Annotated in this window: 22 protein-coding genes and 1 pseudogene; 4 read left to right on the forward strand and 19 right to left on the reverse strand. The window is 43.0% G+C overall.

Annotated elements, in window-relative coordinates; all coding sequences use genetic code 11:
- Nucleotides 1-19 precede the first annotated feature (19 nt).
- The 4 genes from epmA to M2R47_RS09620 all read right to left on the reverse strand — a co-directional run bounded on the left by epmA (nucleotide 20) and on the right by M2R47_RS09620 (nucleotide 3,668).
- Nucleotides 20-976 carry an EF-P lysine aminoacylase EpmA gene (epmA, locus tag M2R47_RS02340; RefSeq protein ID WP_249098364.1) on the reverse strand — a complete coding sequence of 319 codons (957 nt, stop codon included), beginning with the start codon at nucleotides 974-976 and terminating at the stop codon, nucleotides 20-22.
- Between the two features lie 34 nt (nucleotides 977-1,010).
- Nucleotides 1,011-2,072 (reverse strand): 4-phosphoerythronate dehydrogenase, encoded by a 1,062-nt coding sequence (locus M2R47_RS02345; RefSeq protein WP_249098367.1) that lies wholly within the window; start codon nucleotides 2,070-2,072, stop codon nucleotides 1,011-1,013.
- A 7-nt stretch (nucleotides 2,073-2,079) separates the two neighbouring features.
- On the reverse strand, nucleotides 2,080-3,243 hold the full coding sequence (locus tag M2R47_RS02350) for an AI-2E family transporter (RefSeq protein WP_249098370.1): 1,164 nt from the start codon (nucleotides 3,241-3,243) through the stop codon (nucleotides 2,080-2,082).
- 242 nt (nucleotides 3,244-3,485) lie between these two features.
- A complete protein-coding gene (locus M2R47_RS09620) occupies nucleotides 3,486-3,668 on the reverse strand; it encodes a DUF188 domain-containing protein (protein ID WP_418001177.1) in 183 nt (60 codons plus the stop codon).
- 248 nt (nucleotides 3,669-3,916) lie between these two features.
- Between M2R47_RS09620 and M2R47_RS02360 the strand changes: the two genes are divergently transcribed.
- Nucleotides 3,917-4,819, forward strand: coding sequence for a PHP domain-containing protein (locus M2R47_RS02360; RefSeq protein ID WP_249098376.1), 903 nt, complete (start codon nucleotides 3,917-3,919; stop codon nucleotides 4,817-4,819).
- Here the strand turns inward: M2R47_RS02360 and M2R47_RS02365 are convergent.
- The 3 genes from M2R47_RS02365 to trmB form a co-directional block, all read right to left on the reverse strand.
- The gene (locus tag M2R47_RS02365) at nucleotides 4,812-5,606 is read right to left on the reverse strand and encodes a regulatory protein RecX (RefSeq protein WP_249098379.1); all 795 of its coding nucleotides are present in this window, start codon (nucleotides 5,604-5,606) and stop codon (nucleotides 4,812-4,814) included. The two genes, M2R47_RS02360 and M2R47_RS02365, sit on opposite strands and share 8 nt — an antisense overlap.
- 18 nt (nucleotides 5,607-5,624) lie before the next feature.
- The gene (gene recA, locus M2R47_RS02370; protein ID WP_283162888.1) at nucleotides 5,625-6,725 is read right to left on the reverse strand and encodes a recombinase RecA; all 1,101 of its coding nucleotides are present in this window, start codon (nucleotides 6,723-6,725) and stop codon (nucleotides 5,625-5,627) included.
- Between the two features lie 628 nt (nucleotides 6,726-7,353).
- Entirely contained in the window at nucleotides 7,354-8,184 is an 831-nt protein-coding gene (gene trmB, locus M2R47_RS02375; RefSeq protein ID WP_335341975.1) for a tRNA (guanosine(46)-N7)-methyltransferase TrmB, read from the reverse strand.
- Nucleotides 8,185-8,283: 99 nt separating this feature from the next.
- Between trmB and M2R47_RS02380 the strand changes: the two genes are divergently transcribed.
- Nucleotides 8,284-9,219: a pilin gene (locus M2R47_RS02380; protein ID WP_249098382.1), complete on the forward strand. Its 936-nt coding sequence runs from the start codon at nucleotides 8,284-8,286 to the stop codon at nucleotides 9,217-9,219.
- A 57-nt stretch (nucleotides 9,220-9,276) separates the two neighbouring features.
- Here M2R47_RS02380 and M2R47_RS02385 read toward each other — a convergent pair whose 3' ends face one another.
- From M2R47_RS02385 to lipA, 12 genes and pseudogenes are all read right to left on the reverse strand, one after another.
- On the reverse strand, nucleotides 9,277-11,541 hold the full coding sequence (locus tag M2R47_RS02385) for a primosomal protein N' (RefSeq protein ID WP_249098384.1): 2,265 nt from the start codon (nucleotides 11,539-11,541) through the stop codon (nucleotides 9,277-9,279).
- Between the two features lie 70 nt (nucleotides 11,542-11,611).
- Entirely contained in the window at nucleotides 11,612-11,992 is a 381-nt protein-coding gene (locus M2R47_RS02390; protein ID WP_249098387.1) for a Rid family detoxifying hydrolase, read from the reverse strand.
- Nucleotides 11,993-12,064: 72 nt separating this feature from the next.
- Nucleotides 12,065-12,250 (reverse strand): hypothetical protein, encoded by a 186-nt coding sequence (locus tag M2R47_RS02395; RefSeq protein ID WP_249098389.1) that lies wholly within the window; start codon nucleotides 12,248-12,250, stop codon nucleotides 12,065-12,067.
- A gap of 77 nt (nucleotides 12,251-12,327) precedes the next feature.
- On the reverse strand, nucleotides 12,328-14,523 hold the full coding sequence (locus M2R47_RS02400) for a RelA/SpoT family protein (protein WP_249098392.1): 2,196 nt from the start codon (nucleotides 14,521-14,523) through the stop codon (nucleotides 12,328-12,330).
- Between the two features lie 197 nt (nucleotides 14,524-14,720).
- Nucleotides 14,721-14,990, reverse strand: a complete 270-nt coding sequence (gene rpoZ, locus M2R47_RS02405) for a DNA-directed RNA polymerase subunit omega (RefSeq protein ID WP_249098395.1) — start codon at nucleotides 14,988-14,990, stop codon at nucleotides 14,721-14,723.
- An 85-nt stretch (nucleotides 14,991-15,075) separates the two neighbouring features.
- Entirely contained in the window at nucleotides 15,076-15,810 is a 735-nt protein-coding gene (queE, locus tag M2R47_RS02410; RefSeq protein WP_249098398.1) for a 7-carboxy-7-deazaguanine synthase QueE, read from the reverse strand.
- 282 nt (nucleotides 15,811-16,092) lie between these two features.
- Nucleotides 16,093-16,914 (reverse strand): 2,3,4,5-tetrahydropyridine-2,6-dicarboxylate N-succinyltransferase, encoded by an 822-nt coding sequence (gene dapD / locus M2R47_RS02415; protein ID WP_249098401.1) that lies wholly within the window; start codon nucleotides 16,912-16,914, stop codon nucleotides 16,093-16,095.
- Nucleotides 16,915-16,980: 66 nt separating this feature from the next.
- Complete coding sequence (locus M2R47_RS02420) at nucleotides 16,981-17,910, reverse strand: alpha/beta fold hydrolase (RefSeq protein ID WP_249098404.1); 930 nt, start codon at nucleotides 17,908-17,910, stop codon at nucleotides 16,981-16,983.
- A gap of 73 nt (nucleotides 17,911-17,983) precedes the next feature.
- Nucleotides 17,984-18,517 (reverse strand): SPASM domain-containing protein, encoded by a 534-nt coding sequence (locus M2R47_RS09470; RefSeq protein ID WP_335341976.1) that lies wholly within the window; start codon nucleotides 18,515-18,517, stop codon nucleotides 17,984-17,986.
- Nucleotides 18,500-18,910 (reverse strand): annotated as a pseudogene (locus M2R47_RS09475) (radical SAM protein); the annotation flags it as partial. The gene M2R47_RS09470 and the pseudogene M2R47_RS09475, both read right to left, overlap by 18 nt.
- A 318-nt stretch (nucleotides 18,911-19,228) precedes the next feature.
- A complete protein-coding gene (locus M2R47_RS02430) occupies nucleotides 19,229-19,387 on the reverse strand; it encodes a hypothetical protein (RefSeq protein WP_249098407.1) in 159 nt (52 codons plus the stop codon).
- 178 nt (nucleotides 19,388-19,565) lie between these two features.
- Nucleotides 19,566-20,630 (reverse strand): lipoyl synthase, encoded by a 1,065-nt coding sequence (lipA, locus tag M2R47_RS02435; protein WP_249098409.1) that lies wholly within the window; start codon nucleotides 20,628-20,630, stop codon nucleotides 19,566-19,568.
- A 362-nt stretch (nucleotides 20,631-20,992) separates the two neighbouring features.
- On the opposite strand from lipA, the gene M2R47_RS02440 reads away from it, so the two are divergent.
- Nucleotides 20,993-22,030, forward strand: coding sequence for a Bug family tripartite tricarboxylate transporter substrate binding protein (locus M2R47_RS02440; protein ID WP_249098412.1), 1,038 nt, complete (start codon nucleotides 20,993-20,995; stop codon nucleotides 22,028-22,030).
- A gap of 78 nt (nucleotides 22,031-22,108) precedes the next feature.
- Nucleotides 22,109-22,570, forward strand: coding sequence for a tripartite tricarboxylate transporter TctB family protein (locus M2R47_RS02445; RefSeq protein ID WP_249098417.1), 462 nt, complete (start codon nucleotides 22,109-22,111; stop codon nucleotides 22,568-22,570).

Consider the following 22,570-nt stretch of genomic DNA (forward strand, 5'->3'; position numbering starts at 1 on the left):
GTGCCTGATTTCAATCTTTTTAGGCATTTTCTGTGGTGATGGCAATGGCGTGTTTGATGTCATTGAGATGTTGAGACACCATAAATAGTCTATCCACCCCTAGGGCAATACCGCTACAAGGCGGCAGCTGATTGCAGGCGTGAACAAGATTCATGTCAATTGGTATGGAGGGTCGCCCAAGTGCCACTCTTTTGACATTATCTGCTTGAAATCTTGCCAATAATTCATCGCCATCAGCCAGCTCGTCATAAGCGTTGGCTATCTCAATACCATCAATATAAAGCTCAAATCGTCTAGCAACCAAATACCCATCTTTATCATGTGTCGTCTTGGCAAGTGCGGCGGTGTCAGGTGGGTAGTCTATGATGAGGGTGGGTACTTGCTTACCCAAATTCGGCTCAATCAGATGACTAAATAGTAAATCCAACCAGCCTTGTCGATCATCTTCCATATCCAGTGTGATGCCGTATGAAGATGCACATCGCCTCATTTCATTGATGCTACTGACAAAAGGGTGGATGCCAAGTGGTAAAAAACTGTCTGCGTAGCTCAGCTTTTCAAAACAGATGTGCTTTCCCATGACGATGCCGATCAGTTGGTATAGCTCATCAGCCAGTTCATCAAGGCTAAAATGCGGACGATACCATTCAAGCATGGTAAACTCAATGTTGTGCCGACTGCCACATTCATGATCTCGAAAGACTTGGCAAATCTGATAAATGGGGGTTTGCCAAGCAGCAAGCAGACGCTTCATGGCGAATTCTGGGGAGGTGTGCAGATGACCAGTACGCAGTTTGCCAGCTTGATGAAAATTGGCTGTTATTGAGTCAATAAAAACATCGGTATTGCCAGCATTTGATAGAATGGGTGTGGTTACCTCTAAAACCCCACGATTCAAAAAAAACTGGCGAATTTGCGACAGCATGTTGGCACGCTGTCGAGCCAATAACAGGCTTTGGCTTGGTTGTTGATTCATGATGATGCTCACAATTGGTATGGCGGAATGTTAGTCAATAAAGCCATTCATGGCGTAGGGCGTAGTTTTTGCGAAGCTGATCAAAGCTTGCACCCTCCACGCCATGCTGACCTAATGCACGCAAATTGACATCATCTTGAACGATGTCATAAAAGCGTGCCAATGAGATTGGCGTAAGCTGTTTGATACTTGCCTTAAAATCAGCCCAGCTTAAAGGATTTGGAGGGAGTAAAGCAGACAGATGTTGCATGATTGGCAAATGAAAATGGCGGCAAAATGCTTGATAAATCATGTCTGTACCACGCAATTTACCCTCTAATGTGTAGCCTGCAATGTGTGGCGTGGCAATGGCAAGGCGATTTAATAATGCGGCATCAATATTTGGTTCGTGTGGAAAGACATCTAATACAACTTTCAAGTTTTGTTGGTTGATTGCTGTCATCAAGTCATCATGATGAATGATTTTACCACGAGCGGTGTTGATGATGAGCGTGTTATTTTTGATTTTAGATAGGTTGTTTTTATTGAGCAGATGGTAGGTTGGGTGGTTACCATCTTGGGTTAGGGGGGTGTGAATGCTGATGACATCGCTATTTTTTAATAGCTTGTCAAGACTGCTGTTGTTGATATTACTGGTCGCTAATAAGGGGTCATGTCCTAAAATATGCCAGCCCAGCTGTTGGGCATAGCCAGCCAGTGTGCTACCAATATTGCCAAGTCCGATGATGCCGATGGTGATGTGCTTGTCGTAATATTCTGGGTATAGGTAAGAGATGGCAACAAGAACATACTGAGCGACCGAATGCTTGCTACATCCACCAGCATTACTGAATGAAATGCCATGCTTGTTCAGGTGAGTGATATTCACATGGTCAGTGCCGATGGTGGCAGAGCCAACGAAGCTGACTTTGCCGAAATCGGTGATGGTGTCGGAGTTGATGGGTGTGACTGATCTGATGAATAGAGCATCTGGATTGTATTTTTTGATGGCATGTTGATTGATATCTCGACCTTTAACTTTGATGAGGTGGATATCATGGTGTGCCATGTATTCATCAAGATTGATGATATTTTCGTCGGCTAAGATGGTAAGCATGATCGATTTATGTGTCTGATTTGTCTTGATTTAAGATGGGTGTTGGTGTGGTGTGAATTGGCAAGCTTGTTTGACCATCAATGGCAAAGGCACCGTCTTTTTTGGCAAATATTTCATCTTTATGCTGGCTGATCCATTCTCGCCATACCGCAAGTCCAATTGCCAATACCACAGGGCCAATGAATAAGCCAACAAAGCCAAATGCTGTCAATCCCCCAAGCACACCGATGAAAATGATGATGAATGGAATCTTGGTTGCACCGCTGATGACGATGGGGCGAATCAGATTGTCCACCCAGCTGATGACTAAAATGCCCCACAATCCTAGTCCAATGCCTTCTGTGGTATGACCTTGTGATACCAACCATAATGCCACCGCTCCCCAAGCAAAGGGTGTGCCGAATGGTATGAGTGCTGCCACAAAAGTCAATAAGGTGAGTAAAATGGGGTTTGGTGTGCCTGCCACGGCATATCCAAGACCTGCCAGCAACGCTTGTGCCAAAGCGGTCAAGCCAATGCCATAGATGACCGCTTGCGTGGTCGCACCGACTGAGGTGATGTAATCATCAATGCGATCGCCGATGATGTTGCACAGTGCTTGGCGAATTTGACGCATGAGGCTTTCGCCATCACGATAAAAGAAAAACAAAGTCATGAGTGCCATGCCAAGCTTTGCCAAATTTTTAAACGCAACATCAAAAGCGACTTTGCCATAATACAAATGTGATTGCACCCAGCCACGCACTGCCGCCATGGATGCTTCAGGGTCTTGATTGATTTCCCATAACACACTTTGAATCTGCTGACCGATGACTGGCAGGCTTTTGATATTGTTGGGCAAATCAATATAACCTGCTTGCAAGCGTTCAATCGCCATGCCATAAAAAGCAATCACCTCTTGTTGTAAGAAAAAGATGCCAACGACCAATGGCACGCCGATCATTAAAGACACGCCCATCGTCATGACAAGCGCACTAAGTGTAGGACCTAACAGCACTTTTTGATGAAAAAATCGGTACAATGGAAAGGTGATGTAGGCTAAAATCGCCCCCCAAATCGCAGGGGTAATAAAAAATCTGACGACTTTAAAGCATAAGATGATTAAGATGGTGAGTAGGGTAAGTGCAAGCAGTCTTTGAATGACGACTTCTTTTGACCAAGTTTCTAGCATGATGATGAGCTTTGTGTGTCAAGTGGTAAGAATTTGGCCTATTTGACCGTTGTTAGGCATTATTATGCCAAATTTTTACCAAAATCGCTTGGTTTTTTTGGGGTTTTATGTGTACTCACCTTGCTTGATTTTGATGAGATGAGTTGGGGTGTTGCTTGAGTGGTTTGGTGGTGATGAGGTGAGATTGATTGCATTTTGGCTTGATGTCATAGTGCGTCAACTTCTCTCTTTAGCACGACTGCTTAATGCCTAGTATCTTTTATAAGCACATCATTTACCAATGGAGTGTCGCTGGTGATGACAAGACCCCTAGCACTCACATGCTGCTTGATGTGATCGTTTGTCATATCAAATCCTTGTGGAATAATTTTCATGGCAGGATGCAGCGATGGCGGCAGTTTGATGAAGGTATTGGTGATGAGCATTGCTGGTGCATTTGTTCGGTTGATTGTTTTGATGAGAAAGTTTTTGGCGATGATGAGAAGGGTGCTTGCATCAATGAGGAGTCTTATGGTTAACCCTAAAAATAGATGGCGTTGCCATCAAGTCTTAACTTGAAAAAAGTCGGAGAGTGGGTAAAATATGCCATGTTGATGATAAAAATGCAACCCCACATGATGCCATCAGAATGAGTCTGTTGGTATTGCGAATATGAATTAAGATGGAAAAATGAATGATAGATTTGCACAGCCATAGCACTGCTTCTGATGGTACTGACACGCCTGTAGCACTACTCAAAAAAGCTCACTTGGCAGGCATTAAAACATTTGCCATAACCGATCACGACACGGTCTTAGGCGTGATGGAAGCTAGATCGTCTGCGAAAGAAGTTGGCATTCATCTGGTGAATGGTGTGGAAATCAGCTGTTCACACACGGTGGTTGGTGGCTATGGTAAGAATAAAGAACTGAATAAAATCATTCATATCGTCGCCCTTGATTTTTGTGATGTTCAAAAAATGCACCATGCTTTGCAATCATTGCAAGACAGTCGCCACCATCGTGGCAGACGCATGATTGAGAAGTTGGCTGGTTTGTTAGCAGAAGATCATCAAGAAGATTTTATTGAGAAGATTTGGCGTGCCACACTATATAAGGCTGGTCATAACCCTCGTGCGATTGGGCGTGCACACATCGCTCAAGTGTTGCGTGATTTTGGCTTGGTGGGGAGTGTTCAGGCAGCTTTTGATAAATATTTGGCAGACAACAAAGCTGCGTATGTGGCGATTGAGACTCTGGATATGGCGGAGACGATTCGTTTGATTCATGATTGTGGTGGTTTGGCAGTATTGGCTCACCCAACTCGTTATGGATTGTCAGCGACACGCACTCGAAAGCTGATTGCTGACTTTGCTCATTTGGGTGGCGATGGGTGTGAATTGCCCAATGCAGAGCCACAAAGTCTTAGAGCGATGATTGATAGAAGCATTGCCCAACACGATCTTTTGGTATCGGTTGGTAGCGATTTTCATGGAGACAGCATGCCATGGAGAAAACTTGGGTCTGTCGCCAAATTGAAAGTGGGACAAGTGGGCGTGTGGGAAAAATTTCGCTTAACAAAAGAGAGCTTTAAATAAAATCTAGCTCGTCCATATCATCAAGCGTGTAATTAAGTGCAGCAAAGCACACTGACATTTCAAAGCCACGATACTGCAAAAATCTTAATTGACGAGCTTTTTGTTTTTGGTCATCAGGCAGATGATTGCCGTATTTTTTGCATCGAGCTTCTACGGCAAGCTTCAGCCAATTGATGCCGTCCTTTGGAGTGTCATCATCTGCCAAAATTGTACCATCGCTTAGACTGGGTATGTCAGCCATGCCAATCAATTCATCAATTGAATAAGGTAGATTGATGCCAGCATTTTTAAAGCTTTGGGCAATGTGATGTTTGCCACGCCCACGACGCACGCTTTCACGAATGATCATCAAGGCACACCGTTCATCAGATTGGTATTTTTTTTGGTCAAATTCCACCAGCAACTCTTCGACCATCTGTGGATTGCAGTGCTTATCTAGCAGTTTTTGGCGTAATTGCTTTTGAGACAGCTCACGACGAGACAAATAATAAAACGCCAACCAGCGAAGTCGATTCACATCTTTATCATTTTGATAAATTGGCTCACTGGCAACATGCTTTAAGACATCGGCGGTTGACGCATCTAAAGGGGTTGTGTTTGCCATCGTTAGGGTGTTGATGCCATTAATTGATGGGTTGGTTTTGTGTGATTGCTTGGGGCGAGTGGATGGGTAATGAGTCTTTTGGGCTGGTGTATCAAGGGGTGCTTGTGATGATTGGCATGGCTTAGCGGATACAGAATTGTCCATATCCGCTAAGATTTCTGCCAAAGTTTTAATGGTAGTCATGCTGTGATTGAGAGGTTGTTAGTTTGGCATGCCTTCAACGAAACTTGATGATTCGTCATAAAACGCTTCATCTCCATCATCAGCAGGGATGTTTGATGTTTTGGTCAGTTTTTCAGCACGGATTTTGGCTTCAATCTCTTGGGCGATGTGTGGATTTTCGGCAAGATATTTGACGGTATTAGCTTTGCCTTGTCCGATTTTATTATCGCCATAGCTGTACCATGCCCCAGATTTACCGACGGCACCGATATCTACGCCAAGATCAATGATTTCACCCAAATGGTTGATGCCTTCGCCATACATGATTTGGAAGAGAGCTTCACGGAATGGAGGGGCCATTTTATTTTTAATGACTTTCACTTTGGTTTCGTTACCGACAATCTCTTCGCCTTCTTTGATTTGACCAATGCGGCGAATGTCCAAGCGTACCGACGCATAGAATTTTAAAGCATTACCGCCAGTGGTGGTCTCAGGCGAACCGAACATGACACCGATTTTCATGCGAATTTGATTGATGAAAATAACCATGCAGTTTGAGCGTTTGGCATTACCTGTGATCTTACGCAAAGCTTGACTCATCAAACGAGCTTGCAAACCCATGTGGCTGTCGCCCATTTCGCCTTCAATCTCAGCTTTGGGTGTTAATGCAGCCACCGAATCCACCACGATCAAATCTACCGCTCCAGAACGCACCAGCATGTCGGCGATTTCAAGGGCTTGTTCACCATTATCAGGTTGGGATACCATGAGTTTGTCGATATCTACGCCCAGCTTTTTGGCATAAATCGGATCTAAGGCGTGTTCAGCATCGATAAAGGCACAGGTACCGCCTTGTTTTTGACATTCGGCGATGGCTTGAAGTGTTAAGGTGGTTTTACCAGAACTTTCAGGGCCAAAAATCTCAATGATGCGACCTTTTGGTAGGCCGCCAATACCAAGAGCAATGTCTAGCGTCAAAGATCCTGTTGAAATCACATCGACATCAATTTTGGCTGCCTCATCGCCTAAGCACATGATGGTATTTTTACCAAAGCTTTTTTCAATTTGAGCCAGTGCTGCCTTGAGTGCTTTTTCTTTATTTTCATCGACGCTTGTGGTCATGTCCTTTGTTTTACTCATAAGTTTTACCTAAATAAATTTGTTGATGAAGCTTTTTGAATCGCCCAGTCATTATAGCATGACTCGCTTGTTTTTACCTAAAGTATTTTGGCTAAAAAAACGCCTGCTTAGAGAGGTTGGTTTTTTGGATTGTTGATGGTGGAGTTGCTTGTGGTCATGTGTCAAAAAGGTGAATTACCCACAAGTTACACAAGAAAATCGCATGAATGACTGTGAAACATAAAGGGGTTTGTCGTGATGATTGGGGGTTTTTGGTTGTTTTTATAAGTGATTGATTTTATTTATGATTTAAATTTATCCCAAGATAGTTGCGCATACATCTCGTCACGGCTTAGGTATTGATAATGCTAAGCTTGATTGAAAAATTTACAGGTTATCCACAAAGTTATCCACATATTTTGTGGATAAACAAATACTGTCTTAGAAAGCTTAGGTGTATCAAGGTCTGGAGACGATGATTGGTGAGTGTTACTGTCATGAGGTGATATACAAAGTGTGCATGATGAACCATGTTTCACGATGAATGTTTGATCGCATGGTGTGAAACAGTCAATTGAATATACCGAAAAATACATGCCCAAAAAAAGACGGTACCAGACCGTCATAGAAATAACCGACTGACAAAAAATCAGCCAATCTTGCGATACATCAAGTCCCAAGAAGTGCGACCATAGTCAAAGCCTCGTTTTTCAAATTTTGTTTGGGGGCGAAAATCTGGGCGTGGTGTGAAATTTCCTTTGCCAGACATATTATCAAAAATCGCCATGTGATCAAGAACTTCCAGCATCCATAACGCATAATGCTCCCAGTCAGTCGCCGCATGAAAAATGCCATCTTTTTTTAGGGTGCGAGCGACGATTTGCATGCGATGTTCAGTGACGAATCGGCGTTTGTAGTGGCGTTTTTTTTGCCAAGGGTCGGGAAAATACAGCTGTACGGCATCAAGATGTTCATCAGGTAGGTTGGTGAGTAGGGCAATCGCATCACCACTTAGCACTTTAAGATTTGTCAATCCAAGCTCATGACACAGATAGGCTGTTCGCCCAATGCCAGGCTCATGCACTTCAATCCCTACAAAGTTGCGATTTGGGGCATTTTTTGCCATTTCAATCAGGCTGTCGCCCATGCCAAAGCCGATTTCTAGTATTAAAGGAGCTTGACTGCCATTGGGCGTTTGTTCAAAACATGTTCGCAAATCACGAATATCATCGACTTTGCCCAATTTACCAAGTTCAAAACCATGATTAATGACATAGGGTGCGTACATGTCGTCCGTCAACGCAAGTTCACTCGTCTGACTCATGTGCGTGCGTCGCTTCATGAATGTGTCTATTTGGCGAAATTGTTCAGGTGTCTTTGCTAGGCGTGCGATCTGTTCGCTGATGACTTCACGGTCGGTGTCTGGAGTTTGGCGATCACCACCTACAGGGGCTAAAAACTGGTCTTTTGTCTCAATCATGGCTTTATTTGCATCAAAAAAAGGCGTAAAATGTGTGTCATTATAAGTCAAGCTGTCCTTAACCGCAAATCAATTTTATCATTTTGCCCATCAGTCCCCATGTTTCGTTTGCCTTTTTTAGAAGATACCACGCCACCACCTTTTTATCGTGCCGATTTGAGTGCCAGTCAACGCATCAAGCTTGATCGGTGGTTCATTGGTTTGCGTTCTCAGCCGTATTATTTAAAGCGTTTTAATGAGTTTGATCAAGCAGGGAAAATGTATCCACGCTGGCATTGGGCTGCGTTCTTCTGTACTTTTGGCTGGTTGCTTTATCGCAAAAGGTATTTGGATTGTGTGGTGTATTGTGTTGCTGGCTGGTCTTTTATTAAAGTAACGATCGTTATTGCATTGGCGATATTAGAGTTTACGGCAATTTCATTTTTACCAGAGCAGTATCAGATGGGGGTGCGCATGTCAGTTGCTGTGTTGATATGGGTCTTTTGGGCCAGTCAAGTGGCTCGTTGGGCAGATGCGTATTACTATCGCATGGCACGCCGTGAGATTGCTGATGTGTTGGATCATCACCCTCATGATGAGCAAGCTCAAAGAGCGTGCTTAAAACAAGAGGGTGGTACCAGCTTGTTTGGTATGTCTGTGGCTTTTGGCATGTTTGGTTTGATTCTGTCAATCCCGACCATGCAGTTTTTGCCAATCATTGCGATGCAACAAGAGCAGACAGTCATCTTCGAAAGCCATCGATCTGCCATCGCTGTTCAAAAACGCATGGCAATCATTTATCAAGACACGGGTGCCTGTCCGACACACCTACCTGTCTCAACGGACAGCCAGCGAGTCTCTATGAAAGTGGTGTCTCATGTGGCTGGTGTACAGACGGATTGTGCGGTGGTGGCGACTGTCTCTGGGGCAGGTTATCCTGTGCGTTATCTTAATGGTGAGACGCTGATTATTTATCATACCAATGATCAAGGGAATGATGTTTGGCGTTGTCAGACTTCTTTGAACAAAAAACGCAAACCAAAGCGTTGTGTGTAAGATAAAAAGTTGATCAACCAGTGATAAGTTTGTATGTGTGCATTGTAGCTTTTGGTCCTACCAGCTCATCGGATCGATATCCAAAGAAAGCTTGACACCTTTGGAGGTAGGTAACTCAAGCAGGCTTTGCCAGTATTCAGACAGCACGCCGTGCAGGGTCTTTCGGTCTTTGGCAAGCAGTAATAACTGCGTGTGATAGCGATTGTTTTTTTTGTTCATGGGTGCGTCTAGCGCGCCACTTTTTGCCAAACCATTAGGGCTTGGTAATGCTTGGGTAAGATGACTGATGGCTGCTCTGGCTCGTTGCTGATCATGACTTTCAGCACTGATCAGAGCGGCATGGGCATGGGGGGGTAGCCCTAGCAGTCGTCTTTCTTTTAATAAAGTATCAGCAAAAGCCAGATAACCATGCTTGATGAGTGTGAGAAATAGAGGGTTGTCTGGTTGACGAGTTTGAATGAGTACATGACCAGATTTTTTGGCACGCCCAGCACGCCCAGCCACTTGTATGATACGCTGGGCGGTATGTTCAGGTGATCGAAAGTTGGGTGATAAGAATCCTAAGTCTGCATCCGCAATCACCACGAGCGTTACATTCGGAAAGTGATGCCCTTTGGCAATCATCTGCGTTCCCACCAAAATCCCTGCATGTCCTTGGAGAATCTGTTCGTACATGCTTTCCCAAGCACCTTGCTTACGCATTGTGTCTCGGTCGATCTGCCAGATGGGGTAGAGTTGTTTGGTCATTTGTGGATTGGCAAATATGGCATGGAGTTGTTCGCTCAGCTTACTGGTACCAAGCCCTAAGTGTTGTAAATTGCTGCTGTTGCACTTAGGGCAATGGCATGGGATGTGATTTTGAAAACCGCAATGATGGCATTTTAGTTGCTCAGTAGGATATTTGTGCAATGTCAGATGGGCATCGCAATAAGGACAATCGGCTTGCCAACCACATGCACTGCACATCAGTATCGGTGCGTAGCCACGCCGATTTAAAAAAATGAGTACTTGCTCGCCATTACCAAGACGCTGTTTGATGTGATGAATGCTTAATTCTGATAGTAAGCTGGTCTGCTGTTCACCGCTTGATAATAGAATTTGTCTGCTGCCTTGACGAATGTCAACCATTTGAAATGTCGGAGTTTTGGCATCGCCAGCACGCTTGGTCAGTCGATATTCAATAAGCTTGCCATCATGGCTTAGCTTGATTTGTTCTAAGCTTGGGGTGGCTGTACCTAGTACCACAGGTATGCTTAGTCGATGACCACGCCACATCGCCACATCGCACGCATGATATCGTAAATGATCTTGTTGCTTATAGGAAGTGTCGTGAGCTTCGTCAATGATGATGAGTCCTAGGTTGTTAAAAGGATATAGCACGCTTGAACGAGTGCCGATGATGATTTGCGTTTGTCCTGTACGGCAATCTTGCCAGCCTTGCAGTCGCTCCTTATCGTTCATGCCTGAATGTAGTACACAGATGCGAGCGTTAAAGCGTGAGGTAAAGCGAGCTTTGGTCTGTGGAGTGAGTCCAATTTCAGGCACCAAAATCAGCACTTGTCTGCCAGCGGATAGAGCATGCCATATGGCATGTAGATAGACCTCTGTTTTTCCTGATCCAGTGATGCCGTTTAATAAAATGCCTTGATAAATGCCCGCATCAATCGCTTGCTTGATGGCATTAAAAGCAACACATTGTTCATCATTGAGTGATGGTGGTGTGTCTTTTAGCTTGGGGGGTGTTAATGAGTTTTTGGAAGCGTCTGCGACAAATGAGCAGATCAATCCTTTGTCCGATAGGGCGGATAATTGAGCTTTGGTAACACCCAGTTCCTTTAATTGAGACTTGTTAAGACTTGATGCTTGCTTGATGGCGTTAAAGATTTGCCACTGCTTTTTGGCGACTTGACTGATTTGTTTTTGGGCAAAATCATCGGTAACACTCTCTGCCACTTTCCATAATACCAGCTGCTGCACGGGTTGGTTGCCTTGATTGATTAAGCTTGGCAGCATGACCGAAAATGTCTCTCCTAGTGGGTGGTGATAGTAAGAAGCTAGCCAATATGCCAAGCCAAACAAGTCATCTGTGATGATGGCAGTATCATCAAAGCACTGCTTAATTGATTTGAGCTTGTGTTGCGGAATGTCGCTACCTGCCTGATCAATATGACCAGTAACGATGCCAATGAGCGTTCGGTGTCCAAAGGGAACTTGTACACGACCACCCACCACAGGCAAATTTGGCATTGATGGAGGGCAAAGGTAGTCAAACAGTCGATATAGCGGTACGGGCAAGGCGACACGAACTAGGGGTCTTGACATAAAGGTAATGCAGTCATGAGAGAAAAAAGAAAGGCTTGAAACAAGCCTTTGGGAGTGAGTAATTATCCAATCACCCTAGATGCAAGATGGCCTCAATCTCCACCACACCACCTTTTGGCAAAGCGGCGACTTGTACAGCAGCACGAGCAGGATAAGGTGCGGACAGTCGATTGTTAAAGATGTCATTGAGTGCGGCAAAGTCATTCAAATCGGTCAAAGAGACATTGAATTTTACAGTATCGTTCAGTGTACCGCCAGCAGCTTGTGCAATGGCTGCTAAGTTATCCAGTGCTTGCTCTGCTTGGGCGATGAATCCTTCTTGGAGTGTCATTGTCTTGGGATCTAGTCCCAGCTGACCAGAGATGTACACCGTCTTATCAATCTTAACGGCTTGTGAATAAGTGCCAACCGCAGCAGGTGCATCATCGGTATGAATGATTTGTTTTGTCATGACAGTTCCTTGTGGTTGATTGTTGATATTGGGTGAATTAAGTCTTATGCTGTTTAAAACAGTAGTCAGGCATCAGACTCTTGCTTTTCGTTTTTGCAGATGAGCAATGATCTTATCAAACAAACTCATTGCGGGTGTGTCTGCATAGATGATGTTGACCGAGATATTATCAGCGGTCTTGGGCAGAATGCTTGGCTCTGTTTTTCCCAAAAAGTGTGCCGCTTCTTCTTTGGAGTTTAAGTCAATATTGCAACACATGGCATGCTCCTTGTGATCGTCTGTCTATTATGATATTAAAGCAAGTTTTACTTGGATATTCAAGTGTTTTTTGATTGCTATTGATACAGTCGCATGATGTTTGGGTATCCAAGAATTTGTCGAAGTTTTTGAATGCCATTTTCTAGATGTGTTCGTGAACGCACGACGACATCAAGAGTGGTTGTTCCAAGTTTGCTGTCTTTATCATTGACCTTAATGGCGGTATCTTCAACACCGATATTGATGGCTCGCAACTCATAGATGGCTTGACTGATTTGCTCTTCATTGAGCATGGCAAAAATGCGTAGCTTTGCTGAAAAATGTAACTGATGTGCCGTGTGATCAATCTTGATATCATCTTTCCAATGAGTCTGAATGATTTGATATGGGTTGGCAGTGCGAATGCTGTTGAGTGAATAACATTTATGGCGATGAATGACCAATCCTTGGCGAGCAGACGAATGTCCGACGATATGATCGCCATAGATGGGATTGCAGCATTTGGCAAAAGTAACCTCAATGCCTTTAACACCAGCCAGCAAATGCCTAGATTGGGTGATTTCATGATCATCAGCAATATCTACCTCATCGCTAAATAAGCGTGAGACCACCAGTTGAGCCAGTAGTGTGCCTGTGGATATTTGCATGAAAATCTCTTCTCGGCTGTCCACGCCACGCCATGCTAAGATGTCAGTCCATTCATCATCAGTGATGTCTGCGATGTTTTTGTCATAAGCTTGTAAAGCTCGCATGAGCGCTTCTTTACCAGCATGTTCTTTTTGGTCGTCTGGCAAATGTTTTAAAAATTTTAGAATCTCGCTTCTGGCCTTGTTGGTGGCCACAAAGCCAAGCCAATCGGCTTTTGGTGTGGTGTTTTTATCTGTGTCGATGTTGACTGAATCGCCGTCTGCCAATACCATGCCAAGCTTGCCATGTTCGCCATTGATGTCAGCACCGATAGCGATGTTGCCAATGGCAGGGCCTACTGCATAAGCAAAATCCAATGCAGTCGAGCCACGAGGCAATTCATAAGCTCGTCCTTTTGGACTGTAACAGACGATTTTGCGTTCATGCAGATAGTTGAGCAGTTCATTGATGATGGTGATGGAGTGTTCGGTGTTGTCGTTGATGTTGCCTTCTGACTCACCGTTGGCAAGATCTTTCATGTTGCGTAGACTTGCTTGTATGACCGAATGACTGACATCACCTTTGTCGCTGCTGATGACACCAAGTCGTGCCGCTTCTTGCATTCGCTTGGTTAGTAGCGTGATTTTAATGTGATTGTAATCACGCTCATAGATGAGGGTGAGTGATTGATTGCCACCTGCTTGGGGTTTTCTGATGTTGTCTTTGATTTGATTGTTGCCAATTTCATATCTTTGCACCAAATAAGAAGCAACTTTATCACAAGATTCGATGTCGTTGAGTACCACCTCAAAATCGTATTGACGAATTAGGCGATTGATTTGCCCACGATTTTTAAAAAATTGTCGATACATGGAGGTTCGATTGTCTAGGACTTGCACATGACCATGTAAGTTGAGGTGATTGAGTAGGTTTTGTAGGTAGGTGCTGATTTCTATCTTTTGAAAATTACGACCAAGCCCATGTTGTAGCAGCTTGTCGGTGAATTTATTGTACATCTCGGGATTTAAGTTGCGATAGCACAACAGTTCAATGTAATCAGCGATGTCATTAAGCCCCATGACACGAGCAAAAGGAATGTAAAAATTTAATGTCTCTGTTGCGGTGCGTTTTCTTTTCTCTTCACTGACCGCATCAAGCGTAGACATGTTATGTAGACGGTCTGAAAGCTTGATGATGAGTACGCGTGGATCGATGAGTGTGGCGGTAAGAATCTTGTGAAAAGTGGCTGCTTGGCTTTGCTGTTTGTTCATGCTTGATGACTTTAGTTTGGTAACACCGTCGACCAAGCGTGAAACAGTTTCTCCAAATTCTGCACAAATCATCTCATCTGTCACATCAGTATCTTCAACCGTATCATGCAAAATCGCTGCGATGATGGTGTCTCGATCCAGTCGAAAGCCCGCCAAAATCTCTGCCACCGCCATTGGATGAGTGATATAAGGTTCCCCTGATTTGCGTTTATCCAAAATATGTGCCACATCACCAAAATGGCAAGCACGCAATACATCTTGTCGCTCTGCATGGCTAAGATAGCTGATGGCACGCATCAAACTGTCACGAGATTCATCAACCAAAGGGTGGCTAAGATGATGTGGGATATCGTGCGGACAATAAGTGGTTGACATAGGGACCTTAATCACTTAAAAAATATTATAAATATCAAGGAATGATGGGATTGTCAATAAGTTAATTAATTGATTTTACCAATAATATCATATTTATTTGATATAAAGACAATAAAAATGTTTCAATTCATTATTTTTTAGCATGATAAATAAAAAGCCGCAGGATAATCATGCGGCATCTGTAAGCAGGAATTGGCTTAAAAATTATCAGGTGTCAGTTTTGAAAGATCTATGTATTCTGGAACTTTAATGACGATTTCTTCATCTGGTTCATCTAAGATGGCACGAGTTACATTGCCAGCAGCGATTTCACGCAGGGCAAGAACGGTTGGTTTGTCATTTTCAACAATAACAGTGGGCTCTGCACTGCCTTTGGCAAGCTGGCGAGCGCGTTTGCTTGCCACCAAAATCAGCTCAAAGCGATTATCGACATTATCCAGACAATCTTCAATCGTAACTCGTGCCATAATTTCTCTCTATTTGGTGAATCATATGGAATAATCTTACTATTTTAACAAATTCATCAAGTTTTTAAAAGAATTTTTTGTTGGCTTATTTGCCTCGTGCGTCTGCCCAAATGATTTTGTGTAATTGCAGTTGCAAGCGTACAGGCAGACCGTCTGCCAAGATCCATTCGGCAAGTTGCATGGCGATGTTTGGCACATCAGATTTGCGTGCGTCAATCTCAAACATGGGGGAGAACCATACCACGCCACATTTTTTGTGCAAATCGTATCGCCAAAGTTTTTCCACCGCCCATTCATAGTCCATACGATTGGCAATCACGATTTTAAGCTGGTCATTGGGTGTTAGCCATTGCAGATTTTCCCATAGGTTTTTACCATCTTCGCCTGAACTTGGTGTTTTTAAATCCATCACTTTTGACACCGCCACAGGCACATCTTTGACTGACAATGCACCTGCCGTCTCCAAGGAGATTTCATAACCATTCGTCAACAAAAGCTGCATGAGTGCGATGGCATTGGGCTGGGCGAGTGGCTCCCCACCCGTGATGCAGACTCTTTTACAGGGAAATTGGGTCAGTTTTGCCATGATGTCATCAAGCGCCCAACGCTCACCACCTGAAAAAGAATAAGTAGTGTCGCAATAAGTGCAGCGAAGTGGACAGCCAGTCAATCGGATAAAAATCGTTGGCATGCCTGAGCTGAGTGCTTCACCTTGTAAGGAATAAAAAATCTCAGTCAGCTTCAACCCTGCAGAGGGGTCGGTTGTAGGGATTGTGGCGTTGCGTAGGGGCTGAACATCAGGCGGATTTTGGGTTGACATAAGGCAGAGTTTGAATGTGATGACATGTTAAAAAATTTAGTATTCTAACAGATTTTGGAATGAATGGGTGATTTTCTGATGTTTTAGCAAAAATTGGGTGTGTTAATCAATGGTCAAACCTCATTTGAATGATGGTAAATGCCTAACTGACCATGTGTGCGGAAGGGGGTGTGCGTCTAACCACATGACACGACATTAAAAGTTAAGCTTTTATGGTGTTGCCATCTCAACTAAAAAGCGACCATAAAAAACATGGCCGCTTTGATGATCGCTGATTGACAATCAATCCGCTCTTAATAAGTCATTGATTGAGGTTTTAGCACGGGTCTGTGCGTCTACTTTTTTGACGATGACGGCACAATAAAGTGAATGTGAGCCATCGTTGCTTGGTAGGCTGCCAGGTACGACCACAGAACCTGCTGGAATGCGACCGTAGGTAATCTCTCCTGTCTCACGATCATAAATTTTTGTGGATTGACCGATATAGACACCCATAGAAATCACAGATCCCTCTTCAACCACCACGCCTTCTACAATTTCAGATCGTGCACCGATAAAGCAATTATCCTCAATGATGGTTGGGTTGGCTTGTAAAGGCTCTAAGACACCTCCAATGCCCACACCGCCTGACAGATGAACATTTTTGCCAATCTGAGCGCAAGAGCCTACCGTTGCCCAAGTATCAACCATCGTGCCTTCATCTACGAATGCACCAATATTGACATAACTTGGCATCAAAATCACATTATTGGCGATGTAGGCACCCTTGCGAGCGACAGCAGGAGGTACAACACGCATGCCACCTTTAGCAAAATCATCTGCTGACCAGCCTGCAAATTTACTATCCACTTTATCAAAAAATTGCAAATCGCCAGACCCCATTGGGCGATTATCGTTGATTTTAAAGGATAAAAGCACGGCTTTTTTTAGCCACTGATGTACCACCCAATTCCCATCAATCTTTTCAGCAACTCGCAACTCACCTGAGTCTAGTTTGCCCAATGCTTCATTCACAGCATTGCGAATGTCAATGGGGCAGTCGGACGCACTAAAGCTGGCACGATTTTCAAAGGCTTGTTCGATGATGCTTGCTAAATTTGACATATTTTTTTCCTAGTAACAAGAACGAGATTGGAGGCATTTTACCATAAAATGACAAAGCTTTTTTGATCAATTTTGCTTAAGATGCTGTCTAAGCCAATGCAAAATATCTTGGCATACTTTTTCTCGATCAACTTCGTGTAAGATGTCATGCCGCATGTTTGGATATAGTCTGACACTCACGGTATGGTTGGCATCAACCAGCGTTTGATGGAGTGTCTCAATATCCTGCCCCATATTTCCCACAGGATCATCTTTACCACTGATGAGCAAAATGGGATATTGCTTTGGCATATTCATGTACCAGTCGGCATGGGTGGCATGATCAATTAGTGATATTAGAGTCATGAAGCCATTATTGGTAAAAACAAACCCTGAAAGCTCATCTGCTTCAAAATCATCGATGGCGGACGCATTTTCCGCAAGCCAAGCTAAGGGTGATGTGGAGATGGGTGAGCGGATTTGATTGAGTAGGTGTTGATTGAGTAAGGTTGCCAGTGCCAGATTGATTTGTTTTGGGCGATATTGATTTAATAAATTGAGTAGGGGGAGGCTGATTTTCCCCATTAAAGATAGGCCATTGCTTGTACCCATGAGTATGACACCACTAAAATTGATGGCGTGATGGGTCAGTACGGTGCGTACAATGAATGACCCCATGGAGTGCCCCATGATGAAATGCGGCACGCTTGGGGCAAGCTCTTTAAGCTTGTCTGCCATAATGATGACATCTTTACACAGTATTTGCACAGGATATTTTTCATCAAAAAATCCAAGTTCGTATTTGTCCTTGACCGTCTGCCCATGTCCAAGCTGGTCGTAAGTCGCCACAAGCACGCCATTATCCGCAAGAAACTGGGCAAAATCAGCATATCGTCCGCCATGCTCGCTCATACCGTGAACAATAAGCAAGCTAGCAATCGGCCTGCTTTTAGGGGTGAAAAAGGTGTGGTGTAGGCGGTGAATGCCGTTGGAGGAGAGGATGGTTTTTTGGGTCATAAAGCTATGTAAAAATAAAATATCCACTATTTTAGTGGATATTTTACCAAAAATCTACCATTACATGTATTGACTATATTTGATAAGCCAGAGACACATATTTTGCCCATTTTTTTCTTTCGGAACAATCAGGAATAAAATAAGACCCTGTTTTTTGTAGATTTTTTGCCTTGCAACCACCCAAGCAAATATACTTTAAATCACATTTTTGACAATAGGGCATATTATTAATTTGTGTCTCTTTATTGATTTCAACAGATTTTTGTAGTGCTGATGATAAATTTAAGTGTAAAATATTGCCCATTTTATTAACAAATTCATCACAGGGATAAATATCCCCATTTGAATCAATGCCAATAGACAAACCGATTCCACAATTTAGTTTATTAATGCAATTGTTATTGCTATCATTTGGATTGATTGATTTGATGAATTCGGCAATTTCAATGGTTCGATCGTAATAGAAGTTTTTGTACTCATTAGGCAGGTTTTCAGCACGACCAAAATCTTCCAATTGAGCATTTAATCTGATATTAGAATTTGTCAAATTGTGAACACGCATAAAATTATGCAGATTTTCTCTAACATCATCAAAGTTATGAGCCATTAAGGTAATGGCAACAGTCAGCTTGGTTTTGTCAGGGAAATTTTTGATAAACTTGCTAATTTTTACAAAAGACCCTAAACCCCTTATTTTATCATTGGTTTCTTGCGAAATTCCATCAAGGGATACTTGAACTTCTGAAACATAAGGAATTAACAAATCAATATTTCTTTTTCCATTGGTAAAAATGGTAATAGTGCAATTATTATCAGCCAAAAACTTAACTAGGTCTCCCAAGTAAGGTTTTTGGGTTGGTTCACCACCTGAAATGGTAATTTTTGGGTTTTTGATGTATTCAAATAATGCCCTAAAGCCAATTTTCCATTGTTCTAAGGAAAGTTCATTAGGTTGTTCTTTATCGGCACTGATGTAACAATGCGTGCATCTTAAATTACATCCACGAGTAAGGCATCAATGTATGTCTGTTGGATATACTTCATTGCAGGAATGGCTTAACTGTGTTTTTGTTAAGGGGCATATTTGAGCACTTTTTAGCTTTTCCAATAAGCTGTTTATGGTTACTTTTGTTTGCTCTGGACTGACGCCATTTGAGAGTAGAAACTGTTCGGAAATCTCAATATTTTGTTCTTTGGCGAAAGCGTGGAAAGTAATGGATTCTAAATCATTTAATACCACCGAATTAGGTAGTGAAGGTAGGATAAATAAATTCTTCTCTCCAATTCGATGGTAAGTTAAGTACTTATAAAGCATAAATTAGCAGTCCTTGCGTTTATGCGTAGTTCGACACTGACTTCTTTGAACATAAGTAATCTTATCTTCACCGTCTTCTTGGAAAATGGGTTCGTCAATCATAATCTGACGAGTTTGGAACTCTTCAAGTGTGGTTTTGTCTGACCAAAGTTTTTGGGTCATTTGTTTGGTTGTTGGGTTCGTAAGAAGCTTCTTAAACGGTTGGCAAAAAATATTGTCAGTATTATATGCTATTATATATCAAGAATAATTTTAAAAATTTTTTTAAGTAAGTATATCAATCCATAAAATAAGCGAGCCTAGAAAGCTCGCTTATTTTATACTGGGCGTAAATCAATGTTTAAAAACACCCAACCTTCTCACCTTTCTTCGCCTTTGCCAGTTTCTCTTCGGCTAGGGCTTTTGAGCTACGCACAGGCGGTGGGCAAGGCTCGCCATAATATTGACGGTCAGCAAAATAGCTTGAGCGTACCATTGGGTTTGCCCAGATATTAAAAAACCCAAGTTTTTTGCCATATTCGGTATAGCGAGCGAACTCGTCTGGGTGCACATATCTGTCCACGGGTGCGTGGTTTTTGCTTGGGGCTAGGTATTGCCCGATGGTGATGATGTCCACATCGTGAGCTTTTAGGTCATCAAGTAAGGCGTATACTTCTTCTTCTGTTTCGCCGAGTCCTACCATGAAGCCACATTTGGTGGCGACATCTGGGCGGCTTGCTTTATATTGCTTGAGCAGGTTTAAAGAATGCTGATAGTCTGAACCTGGACGAAAAGCTTTATATAGGCGTGGTACGGTTTCAATGTTGTGGTTAAAGACATCTGGGGCAGTTTGGGATAGCAAGTCTATGGCGATTTGTTCACGACCGCGAAAATCAGGCACTAAAATCTCAATCAAGCAGTTAGGACTTAATGCCTTAGATTCATTGATGACTTCCACAAAATGCCCAGCACCACCATCCTTAAGATCATCTCTATCAACGCTGGTGATGACGGCGTACTTCAAGCCCAAGCCAAGAATGGTCTCAGCGGTATGGCGTGGTTCATCTTTATCTAGGGGGTTGGGTCTGCCGTGAGCAACTTCACAAAAAGGACAGCGACGCGTACAAATATCCCCCATGATCATGAAAGTTGCCGTACCATCACCAAAGCACTGGGGTAGGTTGGGACAGGCCGCCTCTTCACAGACGGTATAGAGTTTTTGCTGACGCAAAGTGGACTTAATGCGTTCTACTTCAGCAGGGCTTGATAGCTTGACACGAATCCAATCTGGTTTTTTGGGTGCGTCGGTCGTTGGTATGACTTTAATGGGAATGCGAGCGACTTTATCATAGCCACGCAGTTTTTCGCCTTGTACGGCTTTTTTTGGTGCGGGACGAGCTTCTGGAGTGAAGGTTTGCACGGACATGACAGTTCCAGTAATTGTTCAAAAAGTGGTTAAAAAGTAATGATGAATTCAGACATGATGATTCTATTATACGCTAATTTTTTGTGAATTTGAGATTTTTTTTATTGACAACACCCCCTATGGTCTTGCTAATATATTAAAAGATTTGTTCATTTTGTAAATATTTTTTACTGATAGTAAATAAACTATTCATCAGACATGGCATTCATTGTGATGTTCAAGGTGTATCACAACTTTTTATTTCATTGTAATTTGAGTGATGATTGATGCTGATGAATTCACCCACTTTGGTCTTTTTTACAAAATACCAAATCATGAAAAAAAGCGGTCTATGCTCTTAATTTTTTAGAAGGATTTTGTTTATGAAGTTATCAACCTTAGCACTAGTCATTGGTGGCACCATACTACTTGTTGCTTGTGGTAAAGACAAGCCGACTGAGGGTGTTCAAAAAGGTACTGATGCAGCAGCGACAGTTGCTGAGCCTAAGCATCCTGAATGTATCGCGCCTGCCAAGCCTGGCGGAGGATTTGATTTGACCTGTAAGTTGATTCAATCAGGTTTGCAGGATACTAATTTGCTAAGCAAGCCAATGCGTGTTACTTATATGCCAGGCGGCGTGGGAGCGGTGGCATATAATAAAATTGTCTCTAATGATCGTGCCAACGGCGATGCCATCATTGCTTTTTCTACAGGGTCACTGCTGAATTTATCACAAGGAAAGTTTGGAAAATTTACAGAAAAAGATGTCAAATGGCTTGCGGCGATAGGTGCTGATTATGGTGCGGTATCAGTCAGTGCTGACTCACCTTATCAAAATCTTACTGATCTTGTTGAAGCACTAAAAGCCGATCCTAAGAAGGTAACTTTTGCTGCTGGGGGCAGTGTCGGTGGTCAGGACTGGCTACAAACTGCACTATTAGCAAAACAAGCTGGTGTCAACCCAATCAATATGTCCTATGTGGCGATGGAAGGGGGTGGTGAGGCGGTAACGGCACTGCTAGGTCATCATATCCAAGTGGTGAGCTCAGGTCTTGCAGAGGTCATGCCGCAGGTAACATCGGGTAAGATTCGAGTGCTTGCGGTATTTGCTCCAGAGCGTTTGGAGGGGGCTGCTAAAGACATTCCAACTGCCAAAGAGCAAGGTTTTGATATTCAATGGCCAGTCATCCGTGGTTACTACATGGGTCCTGATGTCTCGGAAGAAAGCTATGCGTGGTGGAAGCTGAATATTGATAAGATGCTTGATGATCCAAAATTTGCCGAGATTCGTGCAAATCGTGAACTGTTTCCTTTTGCCATGACTGGTGATGAGTTGACGCAATATATTTATAAAGAAAAAGAAAGACTGGCACAATTGTCAGCTGAGATGAATTTGATTGATCAAGCCACGACCAAATAAATTTGATGGTCATAACGCCTTAGTGAAGCTTGTTTTGTAAACCCTGTTAAGTCTGATGGTTGTTTTATTGGAGTGTGTATGAATACCAAAGTAGAGCGAATATTTGCGTTTGTATTGCTCGGTATCTCTGTTGTTATGATAATAATGGCATGGGGCTACACTGCACCCATCGCCTATGATCCCATAGGTCCACGACCTTATCCGATACTGTTACTGTCCTTGATGGCGATAGGTTCGGCACTGCTTGCTTTTCAACCTGCTAAGTTCATGAAGCAGATTGATTATGGATGGAGTAAGCCTGTGGTTAAAAATCTTATATTATGCATGCTTGCCCTGTTGTTATATGGTGCCTTATTTGAGATTTTGGGCTATGTCATTAGTACAAGCTTGATGGCATTTGCAGTTGGCTTGTTATTTCATGGCAAAACAATTCCGACAGCGATATCATCTGTCATGATGGCGTTATTAACTTACTTATTATTTGAACAGGTGCTGGATGTGAGTTTGCCATCTGGTTTGTTATCGGTCATTGGTTTTTAG

It is taken from the genome of Moraxella oculi (assembly GCF_023336735.1).
In the GTDB taxonomy this organism is placed as follows: Bacteria; Pseudomonadota; Gammaproteobacteria; order Pseudomonadales; family Moraxellaceae; genus Moraxella; species Moraxella oculi.

Coding starts and splice junctions, on each gene's coding strand:
- M2R47_RS02365 (WP_249098379.1), bottom strand. CDS start 5,606: ATGACTACCATTAAAACTTTGGCAGAAATCTTAGCGGATATGGACAAT.
- M2R47_RS02385 (WP_249098384.1), bottom strand. CDS start 11,541: ATGTCAAGACCCCTAGTTCGTGTCGCCTTGCCCGTACCGCTATATCGA.
- M2R47_RS02400 (WP_249098392.1), bottom strand. CDS start 14,523: ATGTCAACCACTTATTGTCCGCACGATATCCCACATCATCTTAGCCAC.
- M2R47_RS02345 (WP_249098367.1), bottom strand. CDS start 2,072: ATGCTTACCATCTTAGCCGACGAAAATATCATCAATCTTGATGAATAC.
- dapD (WP_249098401.1), bottom strand. CDS start 16,914: ATGTCAAATTTAGCAAGCATCATCGAACAAGCCTTTGAAAATCGTGCC.
- epmA (WP_249098364.1), bottom strand. CDS start 976: ATGAATCAACAACCAAGCCAAAGCCTGTTATTGGCTCGACAGCGTGCC.
- M2R47_RS09470 (WP_335341976.1), bottom strand. CDS start 18,517: ATGGCTCATAACTTTGATGATGTTAGAGAAAATCTGCATAATTTTATG.
- M2R47_RS02430 (WP_249098407.1), bottom strand. CDS start 19,387: ATGACCCAAAAACTTTGGTCAGACAAAACCACACTTGAAGAGTTCCAA.
- M2R47_RS02440 (WP_249098412.1), top strand. CDS start 20,993: ATGAAGTTATCAACCTTAGCACTAGTCATTGGTGGCACCATACTACTT.
- recA (WP_283162888.1), bottom strand. CDS start 6,725: ATGAGTAAAACAAAGGACATGACCACAAGCGTCGATGAAAATAAAGAA.
- trmB (WP_335341975.1), bottom strand. CDS start 8,184: ATGATTGAGACAAAAGACCAGTTTTTAGCCCCTGTAGGTGGTGATCGC.
- rpoZ (WP_249098395.1), bottom strand. CDS start 14,990: ATGGCACGAGTTACGATTGAAGATTGTCTGGATAATGTCGATAATCGC.
- M2R47_RS02390 (WP_249098387.1), bottom strand. CDS start 11,992: ATGACAAAACAAATCATTCATACCGATGATGCACCTGCTGCGGTTGGC.
- M2R47_RS02420 (WP_249098404.1), bottom strand. CDS start 17,910: ATGACCCAAAAAACCATCCTCTCCTCCAACGGCATTCACCGCCTACAC.
- M2R47_RS02445 (WP_249098417.1), top strand. CDS start 22,109: ATGAATACCAAAGTAGAGCGAATATTTGCGTTTGTATTGCTCGGTATC.
- M2R47_RS02350 (WP_249098370.1), bottom strand. CDS start 3,243: ATGCTAGAAACTTGGTCAAAAGAAGTCGTCATTCAAAGACTGCTTGCA.
- M2R47_RS09620 (WP_418001177.1), bottom strand. CDS start 3,668: ATGCTCATCACCAATACCTTCATCAAACTGCCGCCATCGCTGCATCCT.
- lipA (WP_249098409.1), bottom strand. CDS start 20,630: ATGTCCGTGCAAACCTTCACTCCAGAAGCTCGTCCCGCACCAAAAAAA.
- queE (WP_249098398.1), bottom strand. CDS start 15,810: ATGTCAACCCAAAATCCGCCTGATGTTCAGCCCCTACGCAACGCCACA.
- M2R47_RS02380 (WP_249098382.1), top strand. CDS start 8,284: ATGTTTCGTTTGCCTTTTTTAGAAGATACCACGCCACCACCTTTTTAT.
- M2R47_RS02395 (WP_249098389.1), bottom strand. CDS start 12,250: ATGTGTTGCAATATTGACTTAAACTCCAAAGAAGAAGCGGCACACTTT.
- M2R47_RS02360 (WP_249098376.1), top strand. CDS start 3,917: ATGATAGATTTGCACAGCCATAGCACTGCTTCTGATGGTACTGACACG.